The organism is Streptomyces sp. MnatMP-M17 (genome assembly GCF_900091995.1).
In the GTDB taxonomy this organism is placed as follows: Bacteria; Actinomycetota; Actinomycetes; order Streptomycetales; family Streptomycetaceae; genus Streptomyces.
In genome coordinates this window covers 1-14,746 of the sequence record NZ_FMDK01000286.1, presented here as the reverse complement: position 1 = coordinate 14,746, position 14,746 = coordinate 1, and the positions used below count along the sequence as shown (strand labels likewise).

Annotated in this window: 13 protein-coding genes; 7 read left to right on the top strand and 6 right to left on the bottom strand. The window is 70.4% G+C overall.

Annotated elements, in window-relative coordinates:
- The coding region (locus GA0115259_RS13610) for an exo-beta-N-acetylmuramidase NamZ family protein (RefSeq protein ID WP_093595779.1) at positions 1-1,122 on the top strand (1,122 nt) is incomplete at its 5' end.
- A gap of 86 nt (positions 1,123-1,208) precedes the next feature.
- Here GA0115259_RS13610 and GA0115259_RS13605 read toward each other — a convergent pair.
- Positions 1,209-4,049, bottom strand: coding sequence for a penicillin acylase family protein (locus GA0115259_RS13605; RefSeq protein WP_093595776.1), 2,841 nt, complete (start codon positions 4,047-4,049; stop codon positions 1,209-1,211).
- A 284-nt stretch (positions 4,050-4,333) separates the two neighbouring features.
- Here GA0115259_RS13605 and GA0115259_RS13600 point away from each other — a divergent pair, with 284 nt between their 5' ends.
- Complete coding sequence (locus tag GA0115259_RS13600) at positions 4,334-4,945, top strand: hypothetical protein (protein ID WP_093595773.1); 612 nt, start codon at positions 4,334-4,336, stop codon at positions 4,943-4,945.
- Between the two features lie 107 nt (positions 4,946-5,052).
- On the opposite strand, the gene soxR is transcribed toward GA0115259_RS13600, so the two are convergent.
- The gene (gene soxR, locus GA0115259_RS13595; protein ID WP_256097994.1) at positions 5,053-5,607 is read right to left on the bottom strand and encodes a redox-sensitive transcriptional activator SoxR; all 555 of its coding nucleotides are present in this window, start codon (positions 5,605-5,607) and stop codon (positions 5,053-5,055) included.
- Between the two features lie 173 nt (positions 5,608-5,780).
- Here soxR and GA0115259_RS13590 point away from each other — a divergent pair, with 173 nt between their 5' ends.
- Positions 5,781-6,242 (top strand): MaoC family dehydratase, encoded by a 462-nt coding sequence (locus tag GA0115259_RS13590; protein ID WP_093595769.1) that lies wholly within the window; start codon positions 5,781-5,783, stop codon positions 6,240-6,242.
- Between the two features lie 24 nt (positions 6,243-6,266).
- On the opposite strand, the gene GA0115259_RS13585 is transcribed toward GA0115259_RS13590, so the two are convergent.
- The gene (locus tag GA0115259_RS13585; RefSeq protein ID WP_093595766.1) at positions 6,267-6,896 is read right to left on the bottom strand and encodes a TetR/AcrR family transcriptional regulator; all 630 of its coding nucleotides are present in this window, start codon (positions 6,894-6,896) and stop codon (positions 6,267-6,269) included.
- Between the two features lie 237 nt (positions 6,897-7,133).
- Between GA0115259_RS13585 and GA0115259_RS13580 the strand changes: the two genes are divergently transcribed.
- On the top strand, positions 7,134-8,042 hold the full coding sequence (locus GA0115259_RS13580) for a DMT family transporter (protein WP_237539979.1): 909 nt from the start codon (positions 7,134-7,136) through the stop codon (positions 8,040-8,042).
- Positions 8,043-8,094: 52 nt separating this feature from the next.
- Here the strand turns inward: GA0115259_RS13580 and GA0115259_RS13575 are convergent, their stop codons facing one another.
- From GA0115259_RS13575 to GA0115259_RS13565, 3 genes are all read right to left on the bottom strand, one after another.
- Positions 8,095-9,459, bottom strand: a complete 1,365-nt coding sequence (locus GA0115259_RS13575) for an ABC transporter ATP-binding protein (RefSeq protein WP_093595760.1) — start codon at positions 9,457-9,459, stop codon at positions 8,095-8,097.
- A gap of 115 nt (positions 9,460-9,574) precedes the next feature.
- Complete coding sequence (locus GA0115259_RS13570) at positions 9,575-10,882, bottom strand: MFS transporter (RefSeq protein ID WP_093595757.1); 1,308 nt, start codon at positions 10,880-10,882, stop codon at positions 9,575-9,577.
- Positions 10,883-10,965: 83 nt separating this feature from the next.
- The gene (locus tag GA0115259_RS13565) at positions 10,966-11,646 is read right to left on the bottom strand and encodes a TetR/AcrR family transcriptional regulator (protein ID WP_093595782.1); all 681 of its coding nucleotides are present in this window, start codon (positions 11,644-11,646) and stop codon (positions 10,966-10,968) included.
- 184 nt (positions 11,647-11,830) lie between these two features.
- Here GA0115259_RS13565 and hmgA point away from each other — a divergent pair, with 184 nt between their 5' ends.
- The 3 genes from hmgA to GA0115259_RS13550 all read left to right on the top strand — a co-directional run.
- Entirely contained in the window at positions 11,831-13,159 is a 1,329-nt protein-coding gene (hmgA, locus tag GA0115259_RS13560) for a homogentisate 1,2-dioxygenase (RefSeq protein WP_093595753.1), read from the top strand.
- 42 nt (positions 13,160-13,201) lie between these two features.
- The gene (locus GA0115259_RS13555) at positions 13,202-13,990 is read left to right on the top strand and encodes a GntR family transcriptional regulator (RefSeq protein WP_093595750.1); all 789 of its coding nucleotides are present in this window, start codon (positions 13,202-13,204) and stop codon (positions 13,988-13,990) included.
- 118 nt (positions 13,991-14,108) lie between these two features.
- A partial coding sequence (locus tag GA0115259_RS13550; RefSeq protein ID WP_305129412.1) for a type ISP restriction/modification enzyme occupies positions 14,109-14,746 on the top strand: 638 nt, incomplete at its 3' end.

Here is a 14,746-nt window from a genome sequence, read left to right as displayed (position 1 = left end):
CTGGCGGCCGACGGCTACCGGCTGCTGTCGGGCCGGAGCGTCGGCCTTGTCACCAACCCGACCGGGATCACCCGGGACGTACGCCATGTGGTGGATGTGATGCACGGCGACGACCGGGTGGATCTGGCCGCTGTCTTCGGCCCGGAGCACGGTTTCCGGGGGACGGCCCAGGCCGGTGGCTCCGAGGGCCGCCACGACGACCCGGCCACCGGGCTGCCCGTCTATGACACGTACCTCAAGAGCGGGCAGGCTCTCGCGGACATCTTCACCGAGTCCGGAGTGGACACCGTCGTCTTCGACATCCAGGACGCGGGCGCCCGCTTCTACACCTATATCTGGACGCTCTACGACTGTATGGAGGCGGCGGCCCTCGCGGGCAAGCGCTTCGTCGTACTGGACCGGCCCAATCCGGTCACCGGGCGGGCCGCGCTCGGGCCCGTCCTCCAGCGGGAGTTCGCGACCTTCGTGGGACGTGAGCCGATCTCGCAGGCGCACGGAATGACGGTCGCCGAACTGGCGCTGCTCTTCAACGGCGAGTTCCTGGCGGAGCCGGTGGAGCTGGAGACGGTGACCATGTCGGGCTGGCGCCGCGCGGACTTCTTCGACGCGACCGGACTGCCCTGGGTGCCGCCGAGCCCCAATATGCCGACACCGGACACGGCGCTGGTGTACGCGGGCACCTGTCTGTTCGAAGGGACGAATCTGTCCGAGGGACGCGGTACGACCAGGCCGTTCGAGCTGCTCGGCGCCGAGGGCATCGACCGGACCTGGGCCGAGGCGGCCAACGCGCTGGAGCTGCCCGGAGTACGGTTCCGCGAGGCGTACTTCGCGCCGACCTTCTCCAAGTTCCAGGGCAAGACGATCGGCGGAGTGCAGCTCCATGTCCATGACCGGGCCTCGTTCGATCCGGTACGCACCGGGATCGCGCTGCTGGTGACGGCGAAGCGGTCCTGGAGCGGATTCGCCTGGCGCCCGGACAACTGGATCGACAAGCTGACCGGCTCGGCGCAGGTCCGGGCACTGATCGACGCGGGCGCCGACACGGACGAGGTGGTGGACGCCTGGCAGAGCGAGCTGGCCGCGTTCCGCGGAGTACGGCGCGGCTATCTGCTCTACCGCTGAGCACCGCGCGCCGGGCGCAGGGCCGGACCGTATGTATCCGTCACGGTCCGGCCCGGTTCCTGGATCAATCCGCCGGCATCACTCCGTCAGCGGTGCGACGGGAACTCCACCACCTGCTGGTAGGTCGGCCTGTTCTGCCAGTTGACCGTGGGATGGGTGATACCGCCCAGCGCCCGGTGGATGATCGCGTCCGTGCACCACTGGTTCCCGGCCGAGCAGCTCTCGTCGCCCGGATAGACGGTGTTGGCGGGCGCCGCCACCGCCGCCTTCAAGGTGGTGAGCAGCGTGTCCCGGCAGGCGCTCAGCCCGCCGCCGCCGCAGTAGGTGGCCGCCGTCGGGGCCTGGACCGGATCGCCGAGCACCTGCCTGAGGTCCTTGTCGACATATCCCCACCAGCCGTACTGGAACGCCGAGCCGCTGTGCGCGCCCGTCGGACCGTGGCTCGACGCCGGTGACTCGTCGATCGGGAGCGAGGCGGTGAGCGCCTGGTAGAGCCCGTCGCCGAGCGCGGGCCTGAACTGCGCCTCGACCAGCCGGGGCCACCAGGCGTCCATGATCCGTACGGCGGCGGAGTGGCCGTAGGTGTGCGAGCCGGGCGCGGTCTCCTTGCGCTGAGCGCCGGCCGCGCGCCAGGTCTCCAGCTGCTGTACGGCGGTGTTCAGCGCCGGATCGGTGACGGGCGCCGAGCGCACCACCCGGAGCAGTTCGGGCAGCACCTGCTCACCGCGCAGATCGGTCACGGCGGCCTCGGCCATCGCCCGGGTCAGGGAGGCACGGGTGACTCCGCCCTGCGCGACCAGCCTCTTGACCCGGCCGTCGAGCAGATCGCCGCGGTGCACCGCGCCGAAGCCGAAGCCGGCCGTGTCGTACTCCTTGGCCTGCCGGTTGTTCCAGGAGATGTAGTAGTCCTGGCCGGCCGACTGCGGATGCTCGGCGAAGGGCGTGTACGCGGCGGTGTTGTGCACCGGGTCGTAGCTCTGCCACTCGTACGCCTGCTCGGCCCGCACGGGCAGCGCGGGATCGACACCTGCCGCCCGCACCGGATTCATCCCGCTGTTGAAGTAGGCCGCGGTGCGGGAGTCCGCGTAGAACCAGTTGAAGGCGTAGTCGATGTTCGAGGCCGCCCGCTGGAAGGACGCGGCGTCCTTGGTGTACGAGGGATCGTTGAGCATCTGGAAGCCGATGATCGAGTCGGCCTCGTGCCGGTAGGTGGTGCGCAGCGAGGTGTACGCGACGGGCTTGCCGCCGATGGTCGCGCGATGGGTGACCATGCCGTACTCGGTGCGCCAGACCTGGAGCCGGTAGGAGCCCGCGGCGGTGGAGTCCGCGACGCTCGGCTTCCAGGAGTTCAGGCGCTCCAGCTTCTCCATCGGCGTGCAGACCGAGCGGAAGAGATAGTGAGCGGACGCCTTGGTGGGAGCCGAACCGTCGGGCTCGCACAGCTCGACGGCATAGGTGTCGGTGATGTCCTGGCCCGAGGAGGTGGCGCTCCAGGCGTAGTCCTGGCCACGGCCCATCTGGACATACATACCGACTCCGGCGAAGGAGACGCCTCGGGCGCTGATACCGGGGCCCTGGAGTTCCTGGAGCATCATGAGCTGTGGCGCGAAATAGCCGGTCTGCGGGCCGAAGACGGCCACCGGATTTCCGCTCGCGGTGTGCTCGCCGGAGACCAGCAGGGCGTTGGACATCCCGCGCTTCGCGGAGAGCGAGCCCTGTGGGATCACGCCGTTGTCGAAGATCCCTTGGGCGGGCTTCAGTCGCGCGGGAGCGCGGACCGGCGCCCTGGTGCCGGTGCCCGCCGAGCCCGTCCTGTCGTACACGAGCTGCTCGGCCTGGACGGAGCCCGCGTCGGGCAGGGCCGTGCCTCGTGGCTGTGCGGGTCTGCGCGCGTACGGGAAGGCGGTGCCGTCATGGATGGTGAGCACGGCCTCGGGATCGTCACGCTGGCGGAAGGACTCCCAGACCCGGGTGCCCTCGACGACGCCGTACTTCTGCTGTGCGGCCAGCAGCGAGAGGGCGGCCTGTACCTCGCCGCCGCCTCCGCCGCCGAACTGACCGCCGACGACGGACGCGATGGAGATCAGATCGGTGATCTTGAAGGGCTGGATCTCGCCCACGTTGGTGATCGAGTCGATCTTGCCGGTGAGAACGTACTCACCCGGGAAGTAACGCCCGTCCTTGGACTGCTGGCGATAGGCGTTGATGCCGTCGACATACGCCTGCGCGTCGGCCATGGCCAGCTCGCCGCGCTCGCCCTCGGTGGTTCTGATCCGCTCGATCTGGGCCTCGTACTCGGCTTCGGTGTACGGGGCCGAGGGCCAGAACTGCTGCTCCAGGCCCTGGTTGGCGAGCGCGCCGCCGGCGAAGGAGGTCAGCTCGCCACGGCCGATGTGCCGGAAGAGATCCATCATCCAGAGCCGGTCCTGGCCCGCGGCGTAGCCGGCGCCGAACTCGGTGCCGTAGCGGGTGGTGCCCTTGATGTGCGGTACGCCGGTGCGCTTGTCGCGCGTGATCGTGACATCCGGGCGCGGAGTGGTGACGGACTCGACCTGGTCGGCGGGAACGCCGAAGGAGGCGTCGTTGAAGAAGTCGTTGAGCTTCGCGTCGGTGAGCCCGCTCTGGCCCGCCACCAGCGCGTCGTAGCGGCCGAGTTGGTCGGAGCTGTGCGCCGGGCGGGTGCCGAAGACCTGGTGGAGGAGGATATCGGCGAGGGTGGCGTTGCCGTTCTGTCCTGGCGGCAGGATGTCGTCGCACTGGCTCTGGCAGTGGTCGGCGACGGGATCCGCGGCGAGTGCGGACGCGGAGGCGAGCGCGGGGGCGCGGGCCGGCTCGGCGGAGGCCCGCGCCTGCGGGATCAGCAGAGCCGCGCCCAGCGCGAACACCGCGGCGGTGGCGGGCAAGAGTCTTCCGGTGCGTCGTCGCATGGATGCTCCTCAGGGAGGCCGGTGCGCCGGAGGTTAGCGACGGTATGACCGCTCAGTAAGATGAACATCAGTCACCTTTTCTGGATCCCCACATCGGCCCTCCCGCGGACCGACTCCGGACCTCCTCCGGACCGCCGCTGGATCGCCTTCGCATCACCTCCGATCTAGGCTCGAAATCGACCGGGATGTCCCGGATATTGAGGCGATCCGGAATTCGATGGAGCCAAACGGGGCAGGCGTACGTCCATTCCTCAACGCCGAAGTAGCGACGGAGGTGGCATGCGATGGCCGGATTCCGGAGTCTTGCGAGACAGGTGCGCGATCCGCGGTGCGATCTGGCCTTGCGACGGTACTCACTGCGCAAGTGCCTGGAGCGGTTTGCCCCTTATGGACACCGGGCGACCTGGGATCATCTGTGCGCACGGCACAGCATCGAACCCGAGGACAGGTCACCCGATCCGGTGCGGCTGATGGCCGCGCTGGATGAACTGGAGGAGGCGCGGGCCGTCTGGCTCGCGTACGAGGGAGAGTTCGCCGAGCGGCGCAAGCGCGAGAAGCACGACGGGCTGAGGCGGCCCGGGAGCTTCGACGACTGGCACCGGCGGACCTGGGGCGGCAACGGTGTGGCCCGCTGCGACGATCCGGCGGTCCATCCGTCCGAGTCGCTGGCCGAGGTGCTGCGCCGGCTGATCTCGGGCCTGGAGTCGGAGCCCGGCACGGCCTGTCCGGTCTGTGCGGAGAACGGCATCGTCTGGCGGCCCGATCTGTCCGACGAACCGTGGTCGGGACCGGTCTGCCGAGGCTGCGGCATTGTCGTACCGCAGCCGGTCCTGACGGCCGAGGCGCTGGACCGGGCGAAGCGGATACGGCTCAAGGAACTCGCCTCGGTGGCATGAGAACCGCGGGGGCGGGCTCCGAGACGGTACGCCCCCGCTCGGTCCTCGGCCCTTCACGGCCCTGTTTCCGGCTCGGTCGGGCAGCTCGTGCCAACAGCAGCTCGTTGTCAGCGGCAGCCGGCGTCGGCATCAGTGGCGCAGACAACGGTGTCCGTGGTGTCCGGGGCAGTGGCGTCCGTGGCAGCGGCCTCACGTTCCTTGATGATCCGGCGCTCGGGCAGCAGACGCGAGCCCGCCATCCGGTCGCCGAAGACATCGTCCGGATTGGACAGGACGCAGGTCTCCAGCGAGAGACAGCCGCAGCCGATGCAGTCCGTGAGATGGTCACGGAGCCTGCCGAGCTGCTTGATGCGCTCGTCCAGCTCCGAGCGCCAGGCCCGTGAGAGCCGGGCCCAGTCGTCATGGTTCGGTGTGCGCTCCTCGGGGAGCTCGGCGAGGGCGTCCCTGATCGTGGCGAGCGGGATGCCCACACGCTGGGCGGCGCGTACGAAGGCGACACGGCGCAGCGTGTCACGGCTGTAGCGGCGTTGGTTGCCGCTCGTTCTGCGGCTGCTGATCAGTCCTTTGGACTCGTAGAAGTGGAGCGCCGACACCGCGGCGCCACTGCGCGCGGAGAGCTGTCCGACGGTCAGCTCATGGATCTTCTCGGGAATCTGTGGCACCTCTCGAAGCGTACTGTCCGCGCCTGATGTCCGCGGCCCGGTGTCCGCGTCGGAAGCACCTGGTGTCCGCGTTGACAGAAGCAACCGGGCCCAGCAAGCTGAGCAAGCGCTTGGACAGGATGAGCCGCCCGGACAGGCCGCGGAACGGGCTTCGAGAGGCAGGGAACAGGGACATGGCTGAGCCGAGGATCTTCACCTCCGCCGAGGAGCTGCGCGCCGGGGCCGGCGAGCCGCTCGGTCACAGCGACTGGCTGGAGATCGACCAGAAGCGGATCGATCTCTTCGCCGAGGCCACGGGTGACCATCAGTGGATCCATGTGGATCCGGAGCGGGCGGCGGCCGGCCCGTTCGGTACGACGATCGCGCACGGCTATCTGACGCTGTCGCTGCTGCCTCTGTTCGTACCGCAGATCGTCCGGGTCGAGAACGTCACGATGGGCATCAACTACGGGACCAACAAGGTCCGTTTCCCGTCGCCCGTGCCCGTCGGCTCACGACTGCGGGCGTCGGCCGTCATCACGGAGGCCGTGGAGGCGGGCGGCGGTGTGCAGATCACCACGCTGGTCACGGTCGAGCGCGAGGGCGGCGAGAAGCCGGCCTGTGTGGCGGAGGCCGTCTCCCGTTACTACTTCTGACCGGTCACTACTTCTTCCGACCGGTCACTGCTTCTGGACCGAAACCATACGCAGCACGAGGTCGGCGTAGAGCGCGCCGACCTCGTCGGGCGTGCGGCGGCCCGCCGCGTTGAACCAGCGCGCCACATCGATACAGAGCGACAGCACCGCGAGCGTGGTGCCCGGCACATCCGGTACGTCGAACTCTCCGTCCCGTACACCGTCGCCCAGGATGCGCCGTACGGCCGCGTCGCTGCGCCGCCGCAGTCCGACGATCTCCGTACGGTGCTCGGGCGCCAGCGCGTCCAGCTCGTACTGCACGACCCGCGCCGTGGTGTGCCGCTCCGCGTGCCAGCGGACGAAGGAGCGTACGGCCTCGGCGAGGCGCTCCGCCGCCGTGCCGCCGCCGTCGGCCGCGGCCGTCAGGATCTCCAGCGCCTTGTCGTGCCCGATCCTGCTGATCCGGTGGAGCAGCTCTTCCTTGGTCTTGTAGTGGATGTAGAGCGCCGCCGGGCTCATCCCGGCGCGGCTCGCGATATCGCGCGTGGTGGTGGCGTGGTACCCGCGCTCGGCGAATGCCTCGACGGCAGCGACCAGCAGCCTTCTGGCCGCCTCCGGCTCGACCTCACCCCACGGAGCGCTCTCGCCGTCCGCCGTCTGTTCCGCCGTACGCATCGCTCACACCTTCCACTTCCACTCGGTCTCGGCCTGCCGTTCGGCCGTCCACTCGGCAGGACGAACACCATACCCCGAGCTGAGCAAGCGCTTAGAGCCGCGCATATTGCGGTGAGGGCCGAAGCGTCGCGCGCGTACCTTCCCCGTATGACGCACTCGCACACGGACCGTCCGACGCCTCCGGCACAGACGTCCTCCTCGCAAGCCCCGGACTCCGGCTCCGCCCGCCCCTCCCCCATGGCCTGGCTGCCGCTCGCCGCCGCCGGTGTCACGGTCGTGCTCTGGGCCTCGGCCTTCGTCTCGATCCGCAGCGCGGGCGCCGCCTACTCGCCCGGAGCGCTGGCCCTCGGCCGGCTGCTCTTCGGCGCGCTCGTCCTCGGTACGGTCTGTCTCGTACGGCGCGAGGGCCTGCCGCCGCGAGCGGCCTGGCCCGGTATCGCCGTCTCGGGTGTGCTCTGGTTCGGGCTCTACATGGTGGCGCTCAACTGGGGCGAGCAGGAGGTCGACGCGGGCACCGCCGCGATGATCGTGAACATAGGCCCGGTCCTCATGGCGCTGCTGGGCGTCCGGCTGCTCGGCGAGACGCTGCCGCCGCGGCTGGTGGCGGGCATGGGGGTGTCGTTCGCGGGCGCGGTGGCCGTCGGGCTCTCGATGTCGGGCGATGGCCGTGCCTCGGTGCTCGGAGTGCTGCTGTGTCTGCTGGCGGCAGTGGCGTATGCCTCCGGTGTGGTGGCGCAGAAGCCGTCGCTGGCGCGGGCGAGCGCGCTCCAGGCGACGACCTTCGGCTGTCTGGTGGGCGCGGTGGCCTGTCTGCCGTTCGCGGGACAGCTCGTCCACGAGGCCGGGAGCGCGCCGCTGCCGGCCACGCTCAACATGGTCTATCTGGGCGTGTTCCCGACCGCGCTGGCGTTCACGACCTGGGCGTACGCACTGGCCCGTACGACGGCCGGGCGGATGGGCGCGACGACCTACGCGGTTCCGGCGCTGGTCGTGCTGATGTCCTGGCTGTTCCTGGACGAGGTCCCGGGCCTGTTCACACTCGCGGGCGGCGCGCTGTGCCTCGCCGGAGTGGCGGTGTCCCGCTCCCGACCGCGCTCCCGACCGCGCCGCCGTACCACCGCCGCGCCGCTCAAGGAGGAGAGCTGACAGGCGTGCCCAGTGCCCTCGGTGCTTCGACTGCGGTCTGTTCGACTACGGTCTACGCGTCCAGGCCCGGCAGGTTTCTCGGTGCCGGGCAGATACGGCGGCCGAAGTCGTCGAAGACGTACAGATGCGCGAGATCGACCAGCAGCGGCACCTGGGCGCCCGTACGCAGTCGCATGTCCGGGCCGGTGCGGACGACGAGATCGCTCGCCGCAATGGCCGAACGGTCCTGGCTCGGGCTGTACGCGGCGGGCCCGGCCGCCTCCTCCGGCTCGTCCAGGACCGCCGCGGGACCACCGGAATGTCCGGACGCGCGCCCGCGCAGCCGGGCCAGTACGCCCGTCTTCCGGCCGCCGTTCCTGCGCCGGCGCGGTGCGGTCCCGGTCCTGGGCCTGGGCGATTCGAGGTCGGTCACCACGGCGGGCCTGGAGCCGATGTTGAGATGCACCAGCGCCTCATGTCCCTGGTACTCCATGTGCTCCACGATGCCGCTCAGCGCCACCTCGCCCGGGCGCGCCTGGCCCGGCGCGGCGATACGGGCCGCCTCGGACCGCAGACCCACGATGATCTGCCGGCCCTGCTGGATACGGAGCAACTGGTGGTCGGAGCTGAGCGGTTGGGGCAGCGGCAGCCGCTGCCGGCCGAGGTCGATGGACATCCGCCCGTCCAACGGCGCGTACACCACGGCCTGGAGCAGATTGATCCTCGGTGTGCCGATGAACGCGGCGACGAACACGTTCGCCGGCAGCGCGTACACCTCGCGCGGCACGCTGACCTGCTGGAGCACTCCGTCGCGCATCACCGCCACCCGGTCGCCGAGCGACATCGCCTCGGCCTGATCATGTGTCACATAGACGGTGGTGACGCCCAGTTCGGCGGTGAGCTGGGCGATCTCGGCGCGCAGACGGCCGCGCAGCTTCGCGTCCAGATTGGAGAGCGGCTCGTCCATCAGAAAGGCGGAGGGCCGCCGGGAGATGGCGCGGCCCATCGCGACGCGCTGGCGCTCGCCACCGGAGAGCTGGTTCGGATAGCGGTCGAGCACGCTCTCTATACCGAGCATCCTCGCGGTGGCCTGAACCCGTTCGGCGGTGTCCACGCGCGGGTTCTCCAGCCGGAGCGGAAAGCCGATGTTCTCGCGATTGGTCATGTTCGGGTAGAGCGCGAAGTTCTGGAACACCATCGCCATCCCGCGCTCCCGCGTCGGCATCAGATTGGCGTACTCGCCGTCGAGCAGCAGATCGCCCTCGGTGATGTCCTCCAGTCCCGCGATCATGCGGAGCACGGTCGATTTGCCGCAGCCCGACGGGCCGAGCAGCACCACGAACTCACCCGGGGCGATGTCGAGCGAGAAGCGGTCCACGGCACGGGTGGACCGGCCGTAGACCTTGCTGACGCTGTGCAGAGAGATGGCGCGAGTCATGGGGTTCCGCCCGGGAGGGAGAGATGGAGCGGCTGCGACGCCTGAAGTTAGCCGACTACGCGCGGTCAGGGAATGACTCTTGCCAACCTTCGGGAGCAGAGGTACGGAACGGGCATCAGGTGCGACGCGCGGAGAACCGGTTCGGCAACCGGTTTCCGTCAAGCGGCGACCGGCGGCGCCCCGGCGTCCCTCCGTCCGGGCGCCGCAGACCGAGTCCGGCCGCCGCCAGCAGCAGCACGCCGAGCATCACGAACGGCGCGGCCGTTCCCGCGACACCCGCCACCAGACCGGCGGAGGCGGGCGCGGCGACCTGTCCGAGGCGATTGCCGGTGAGCCGGAGTGCCAGGGCGGTGGAACGGGCCTCGTCGGGAGCGGCCCGTACGACGGTCGTCATCGACAGCGGCTGGCCGACTCCCAGACAGAAGCCGAGCGCGCCGAGCATCAGGGCGAGTCCCCATACCGGTACGGGCAGGGCGATGCCCGCGCACAGCACTCCGCCGAGCGCACAGGTGACGGTGAGCAGGACCGTACGGCCGAGCAGCCGCAGCATCGGCGGCATCACCAGACGGCAGGCGATGGTGGCGGCGGCGCGCAAGCTCAGCAGCAGACCGATCGTGGCGGGCGCGATCCCGCGCTGCTCACCGATCACCGGCAGATAGGCGGTGAGGATGTCGGTCGCGGAGAGCACGGCCAGGCTGATGAAGATGCCCGCGGGCACGCCTCTGGTGCGCAGTATGCGGCGGACGGGCACCTTGGCGGGCCGCTCAGCCGCCGTGGGCCGCGCTCCCGCCCGGCCGGGAGCGGTACGGGACTCGATCCGCCAGAGCGAGGTGAAGGCGACGGCGGCGGCCACCGCAGAGGCGAGCAGGGCGAGGGCGCTCGTACGGGCCATGTCGTCGCCCTGTCCGGAGACCAGCAGCCCGGCGGCGACCGGTCCCGCGAGCTGGCCGAGGGAGGCGCCGATGGTGAAGTGGCCGAAGTTACGGTCCTGTTCGGCCGGTGCGCTGCGGCGGGCGACGATCGACTGGGCGCCGATGACGAAGCAGAGATGGCCGAGGCCCATTAGCCCGCTCCAGGCGCCCAGGGCCGCGAGCGAGCCCGCCGTACCGCTGAGGGCGCAGCCGGCCGAGATCAGGACCACTCCGGCCACCAGCAGCGGCGCGCACCGCCCCTGGTCGGTCCTGCGGCCCAGCGGTACGGCGGCGAAGAGCGGAAGCAGCGCGTAGACCGCGGTGATCACACCGATCGCGCGCTCGTCCGCGCCCATGGAGAGCGCCCGGTAGGAGACGGCCGGACGGGCCATCGACACCGCGCCCTGTGCGAAGGCGAACGCGATGACGAGACGGAGGAGCCAGCCCCGGTCGGCGGGCGGGGCGGTCGCGAAAGGGACTTCTGGAGGAGGTATGTCTGAGACGGGCACCATCAAATGATGCCGAAGAGGATTCCGGCGCCGAGCACCACCACAAGAGGGAGCCGAGCACCACCACAAGAGGGAAGAGGCGCGGCTCAGCCGTCGCCTCGGTCCAGCGTCCTGGCCAGATACGCGCGGAGCAGTTCCCGGGTCTCGGCCACGATGGCGGGATCACCGGCCGGATCCGTGCGGAAGGCGAGTTGGAGCAGCGCGTCCGTGGCCTCGACGGCGACCAGGACCGTACGGTGCAGCGCCTCGGTGGGCGCCCGGCCGAGATGGGCGGCGAGCAGTCCGGTGAGACGGCCCACGACCCGGAGGCCGGGATCGGAATCCGGATCGGCCGGGTCCGCGGACCCTGAGGCCGCGTCCGCGGCCGGGTCCCGGGCCGCCGCCCTTGTCCCGAGCGGAAGTTGGGCGCCGAAGTCGACCAGCGCGAAGCCGGGCACGGTGCGCCTCATGGCGAGATATTCGTCCAGTACGGCATCGATGGCGCCGTGCCAGTCGCGCGCGTCCAGCGGTGCCAGCCGCTCGCCGACACTCTCGGCGTAGCTGTCCAGATTGCGCCGGGCCAGGGCGTCGGCCATGGCGCGCTTGTTGCCGAAGAAGCGGTAGACGGAGCCGATGGGAACGCCCGCACGGGCGGCGACGGCCCGGGTGGAGAGCTGCTCGTAGCCCATTTCGTCGAGGAGCTCGGCGCAGGCGTCGAGGATCCGCGCGAGCCGCTCCGTACTGCGCTGCTGGACGGGCGCCCTGCGCAGTCCGTCGGCCGGCTCCATGGGCGGATTCGCGGGCTGCTCGGTGTGCTGCTTCGCATCCGTGCGGTCGTATGACGTGCGGTCGTATGACACGGAATCCATGATGCCGCGTGGCCCCGTTGACGTGCCGTGAACACAATCCTACGGTAGTACATAGGATTGCAAGGACCAGCGGGATCGCCTCAGCAGGGAGCGGACGCGGACGATGAACGGCATCGAGCGGGCACGGAAGACGGCCGAGGATCTGGTGCACTCCCCCGGCTTCGGCAATGAACACACCTCGGAGGCCGTGCCCGGCGCGCTGCCGCTCGGCCGCAACGCGCCGCAGCGGGCGCCGCTCGGTCTCTACGCGGAGCAGCTCAGCGGCAGCGCCTTCACCGAACCGCGCGCGCACAACCGGCGCTCCTGGCTCTACCGCATCCGCCCGTCGGCCGCGCATCCGCCGTTCGTCCGTATCGACAACGGCTCGGTCAGAGGCGCGCCGTTCACCGAGACCGTCCCCGATCCCAACCGGCTGCGCTGGAATCCGCTGCCGGAGCCGGCTCCCGGTACGGACTTCCTGGCCGGGCTCTGGACGCTGGGCGGCAACGGCGACGCGACGCAGCGTACGGGCATGGCGGTGCACCTCTACCACGCCAATACCGCCATGACCGACCGGGTGTTCAGCGACGCGGACGGCGAGCTGCTGATCGTCCCCGAGCGCGGCGGGCTGCTGCTCCGTACAGAACTGGGCCTGCTCGCCGCCCGTCCCGGCGAGGTGGCGCTGATCCCGCGCGGAATCCGCTTCCGCGTCGAGCTGCTGGACGAGACGGCGCGCGGCTACGTCTGCGAGAACTACGGCCGGCCGTTCGCCCTCCCCGACCTCGGCCCGATCGGCGCCAACGGTCTGGCCAACGCCCGGGACTTTCTGGCGCCGGTCGCCGCGTACGAGGACATCGAGCGGCCGACCCAGGTCGTCAACAAGTTCTGCGGCAATCTCTGGGCCGCCACCTACGACCACTCGCCGCTCGATGTCGTCGCCTGGCACGGCAGCCATGTGCCGTACATCTATGACCTGCGCCGCTTCAATGTGCTCGGCTCCATCAGCTACGACCACCCGGATCCGTCGATCTTCACCGTGCTGACCTCGCCCTCCGACACCCCGGGACTGGCCGGTGTCGACTTCGTGGTCTTCGCACCGCGCTGGCTGGTCGGCGAGGACACCTTCCGGCCGCCGTACTTCCACCGCAATGTGATGAGCGAGTACATGGGCCTGATCGAGGGCGCCTACGACGCGAAAACGGCCGGCGAGGGCGGTTTCGTACCCGGTGGCGGCTCGCTGCACAACATGATGTCGGCGCACGGGCCCGACCGGGAGACCTTCGACCGGGCGAGCGCCGCCGAGCTGCGACCGCAGAAGATCGACGACGGCCTCGCGTTCATGTTCGAGACGCGCTGGCCGGTGACAGCGACCGCGCAAGCGGCGGGAGCGGACCATCTCCAGCGGGGCTACGACCGGGTGTGGCAGGGTCTTGAGCGCCACTTCAGGCCCTGACCTCCGGGCCCTGCCGCGAGATTCACAGTTGTGGAGTAGCCGGTGACCGCCTTTGCCCCCGACTCGCTGGTCCTGAACCGCAAGCTGCCGCTCTGGTATCAGGTCTCGCAGTCGCTGCGCGCCTCGATACTGGGCCGCCGACCGCACGATCCGCTGCGGCTGCCGACCGAGGATCAGCTCGCCGCGCACTACGGAGTCAGCGTGCTGACGATGCGTCAGGCCCTCAAGGAGCTGGAGGAGGAGGGCCTGATCAGCAGGCACCGCCGGCGCGGCACTTTTATCGAGCCGGGCGCGCGGCGCGGCGCTCCGCGCCGGCTGCTCGGCTCGATCGACGCGGTCGTGGCGCAGCAGTCGGGCGAGCGTACGACGGTCCTCGGCCATGGGCCCGGTCCGGTGCCCGGTGAACTCGCCGAGTATTTCCCGGACTTGGACGAGGTGGTCACCTATCGGCGGCTGCGCAGCGACGGCGAGAGCGGTGAGCCGGTCAACTGGGCCGAGAACGCGGTCCGTCCGGAGATCGCGGCCGGTCTGGAGGTGACCGATCTGGAGCGCTGGCCGATGACCAAGGTGCTGCGCGACATCCTCGGTATCCGGATCAGCCGGATCACGGACACCGTCGAGGCCCGGCTCGCGGATCCGGCCACGGCGGAACTGCTCCGGGTGCCGCTGCTCAGCCCGATCCTGCACTACACGGGCGTGAGCCACGACGATCAGGGCCGGGTCGTGGATGTGGCCCGTATCCGTTACCGAGGTGACCGCTTCTCGTTCTCGGTGACGGTGGAGACGGACCTCATGGGCGAACCGCCGACGCGGGCGCACCAGGACGACTAGGCTGCCAGACCTTCCAGAACTGGGCCTTTCCAGGACGAACCGGCGACCGGACTGCCGTGAATCGGCGGCGGATACGATGCCGACGAGGGCGCACAGACCGACGGGAGGGACGGTCCGCATGACGGCGACGCGGTCCGGAGCGACGGGCGGCAGCCCGCTGCTGAGTGATCTCCTGCCGTGGTCGACGGCCCCGCTGCGGTTCGGCAGGGCCTGGATCCTGGCGCCGGACCAGCCGTCCCTCACCGCCCGCTGGGACCGGCTCATGGCGGCCGAGGGCGCGGAGCGCGAGACGCTGTTCGGGCCGAGCCGGGCCCGTACTCCGCACAGCGCGGTCGCCGCGCTGCCGGGCGGGGCCACCGGGACGGGCCGGTTCGTACGGGAGTCGGGACGCTGTCCGGTGCCGCGCCGGGTGCTGCACGGGCCGTTCGACGAGCAGTGGCTGATCCCGGACCACCGGCTGATCGACGCGGCACGTCCCGAGCTGTGGCGGGTCGCGGACGACCATCAGCTCTTCGCCGTGGAGCAGGGATACGTACCGCAGGCCGACGGTCCGGCGCTGCTGGTGAGCGCGCTGCTCCCGGACGGGCGGTCACCGGCCGGCCGGCCGGGACGTATCCGGCCGCTCTACCGCCGTCCCGGTGGCATCGAGCCCAATGTCACTCCCGGGCTGCTCGCCCTTCTCTCGGCCCGTTACGGCCATGACGTCACCGCCGAGGAGCTGCTGGCCTGGGCCGTGGCCGCCGCAGTGCCCTCGCC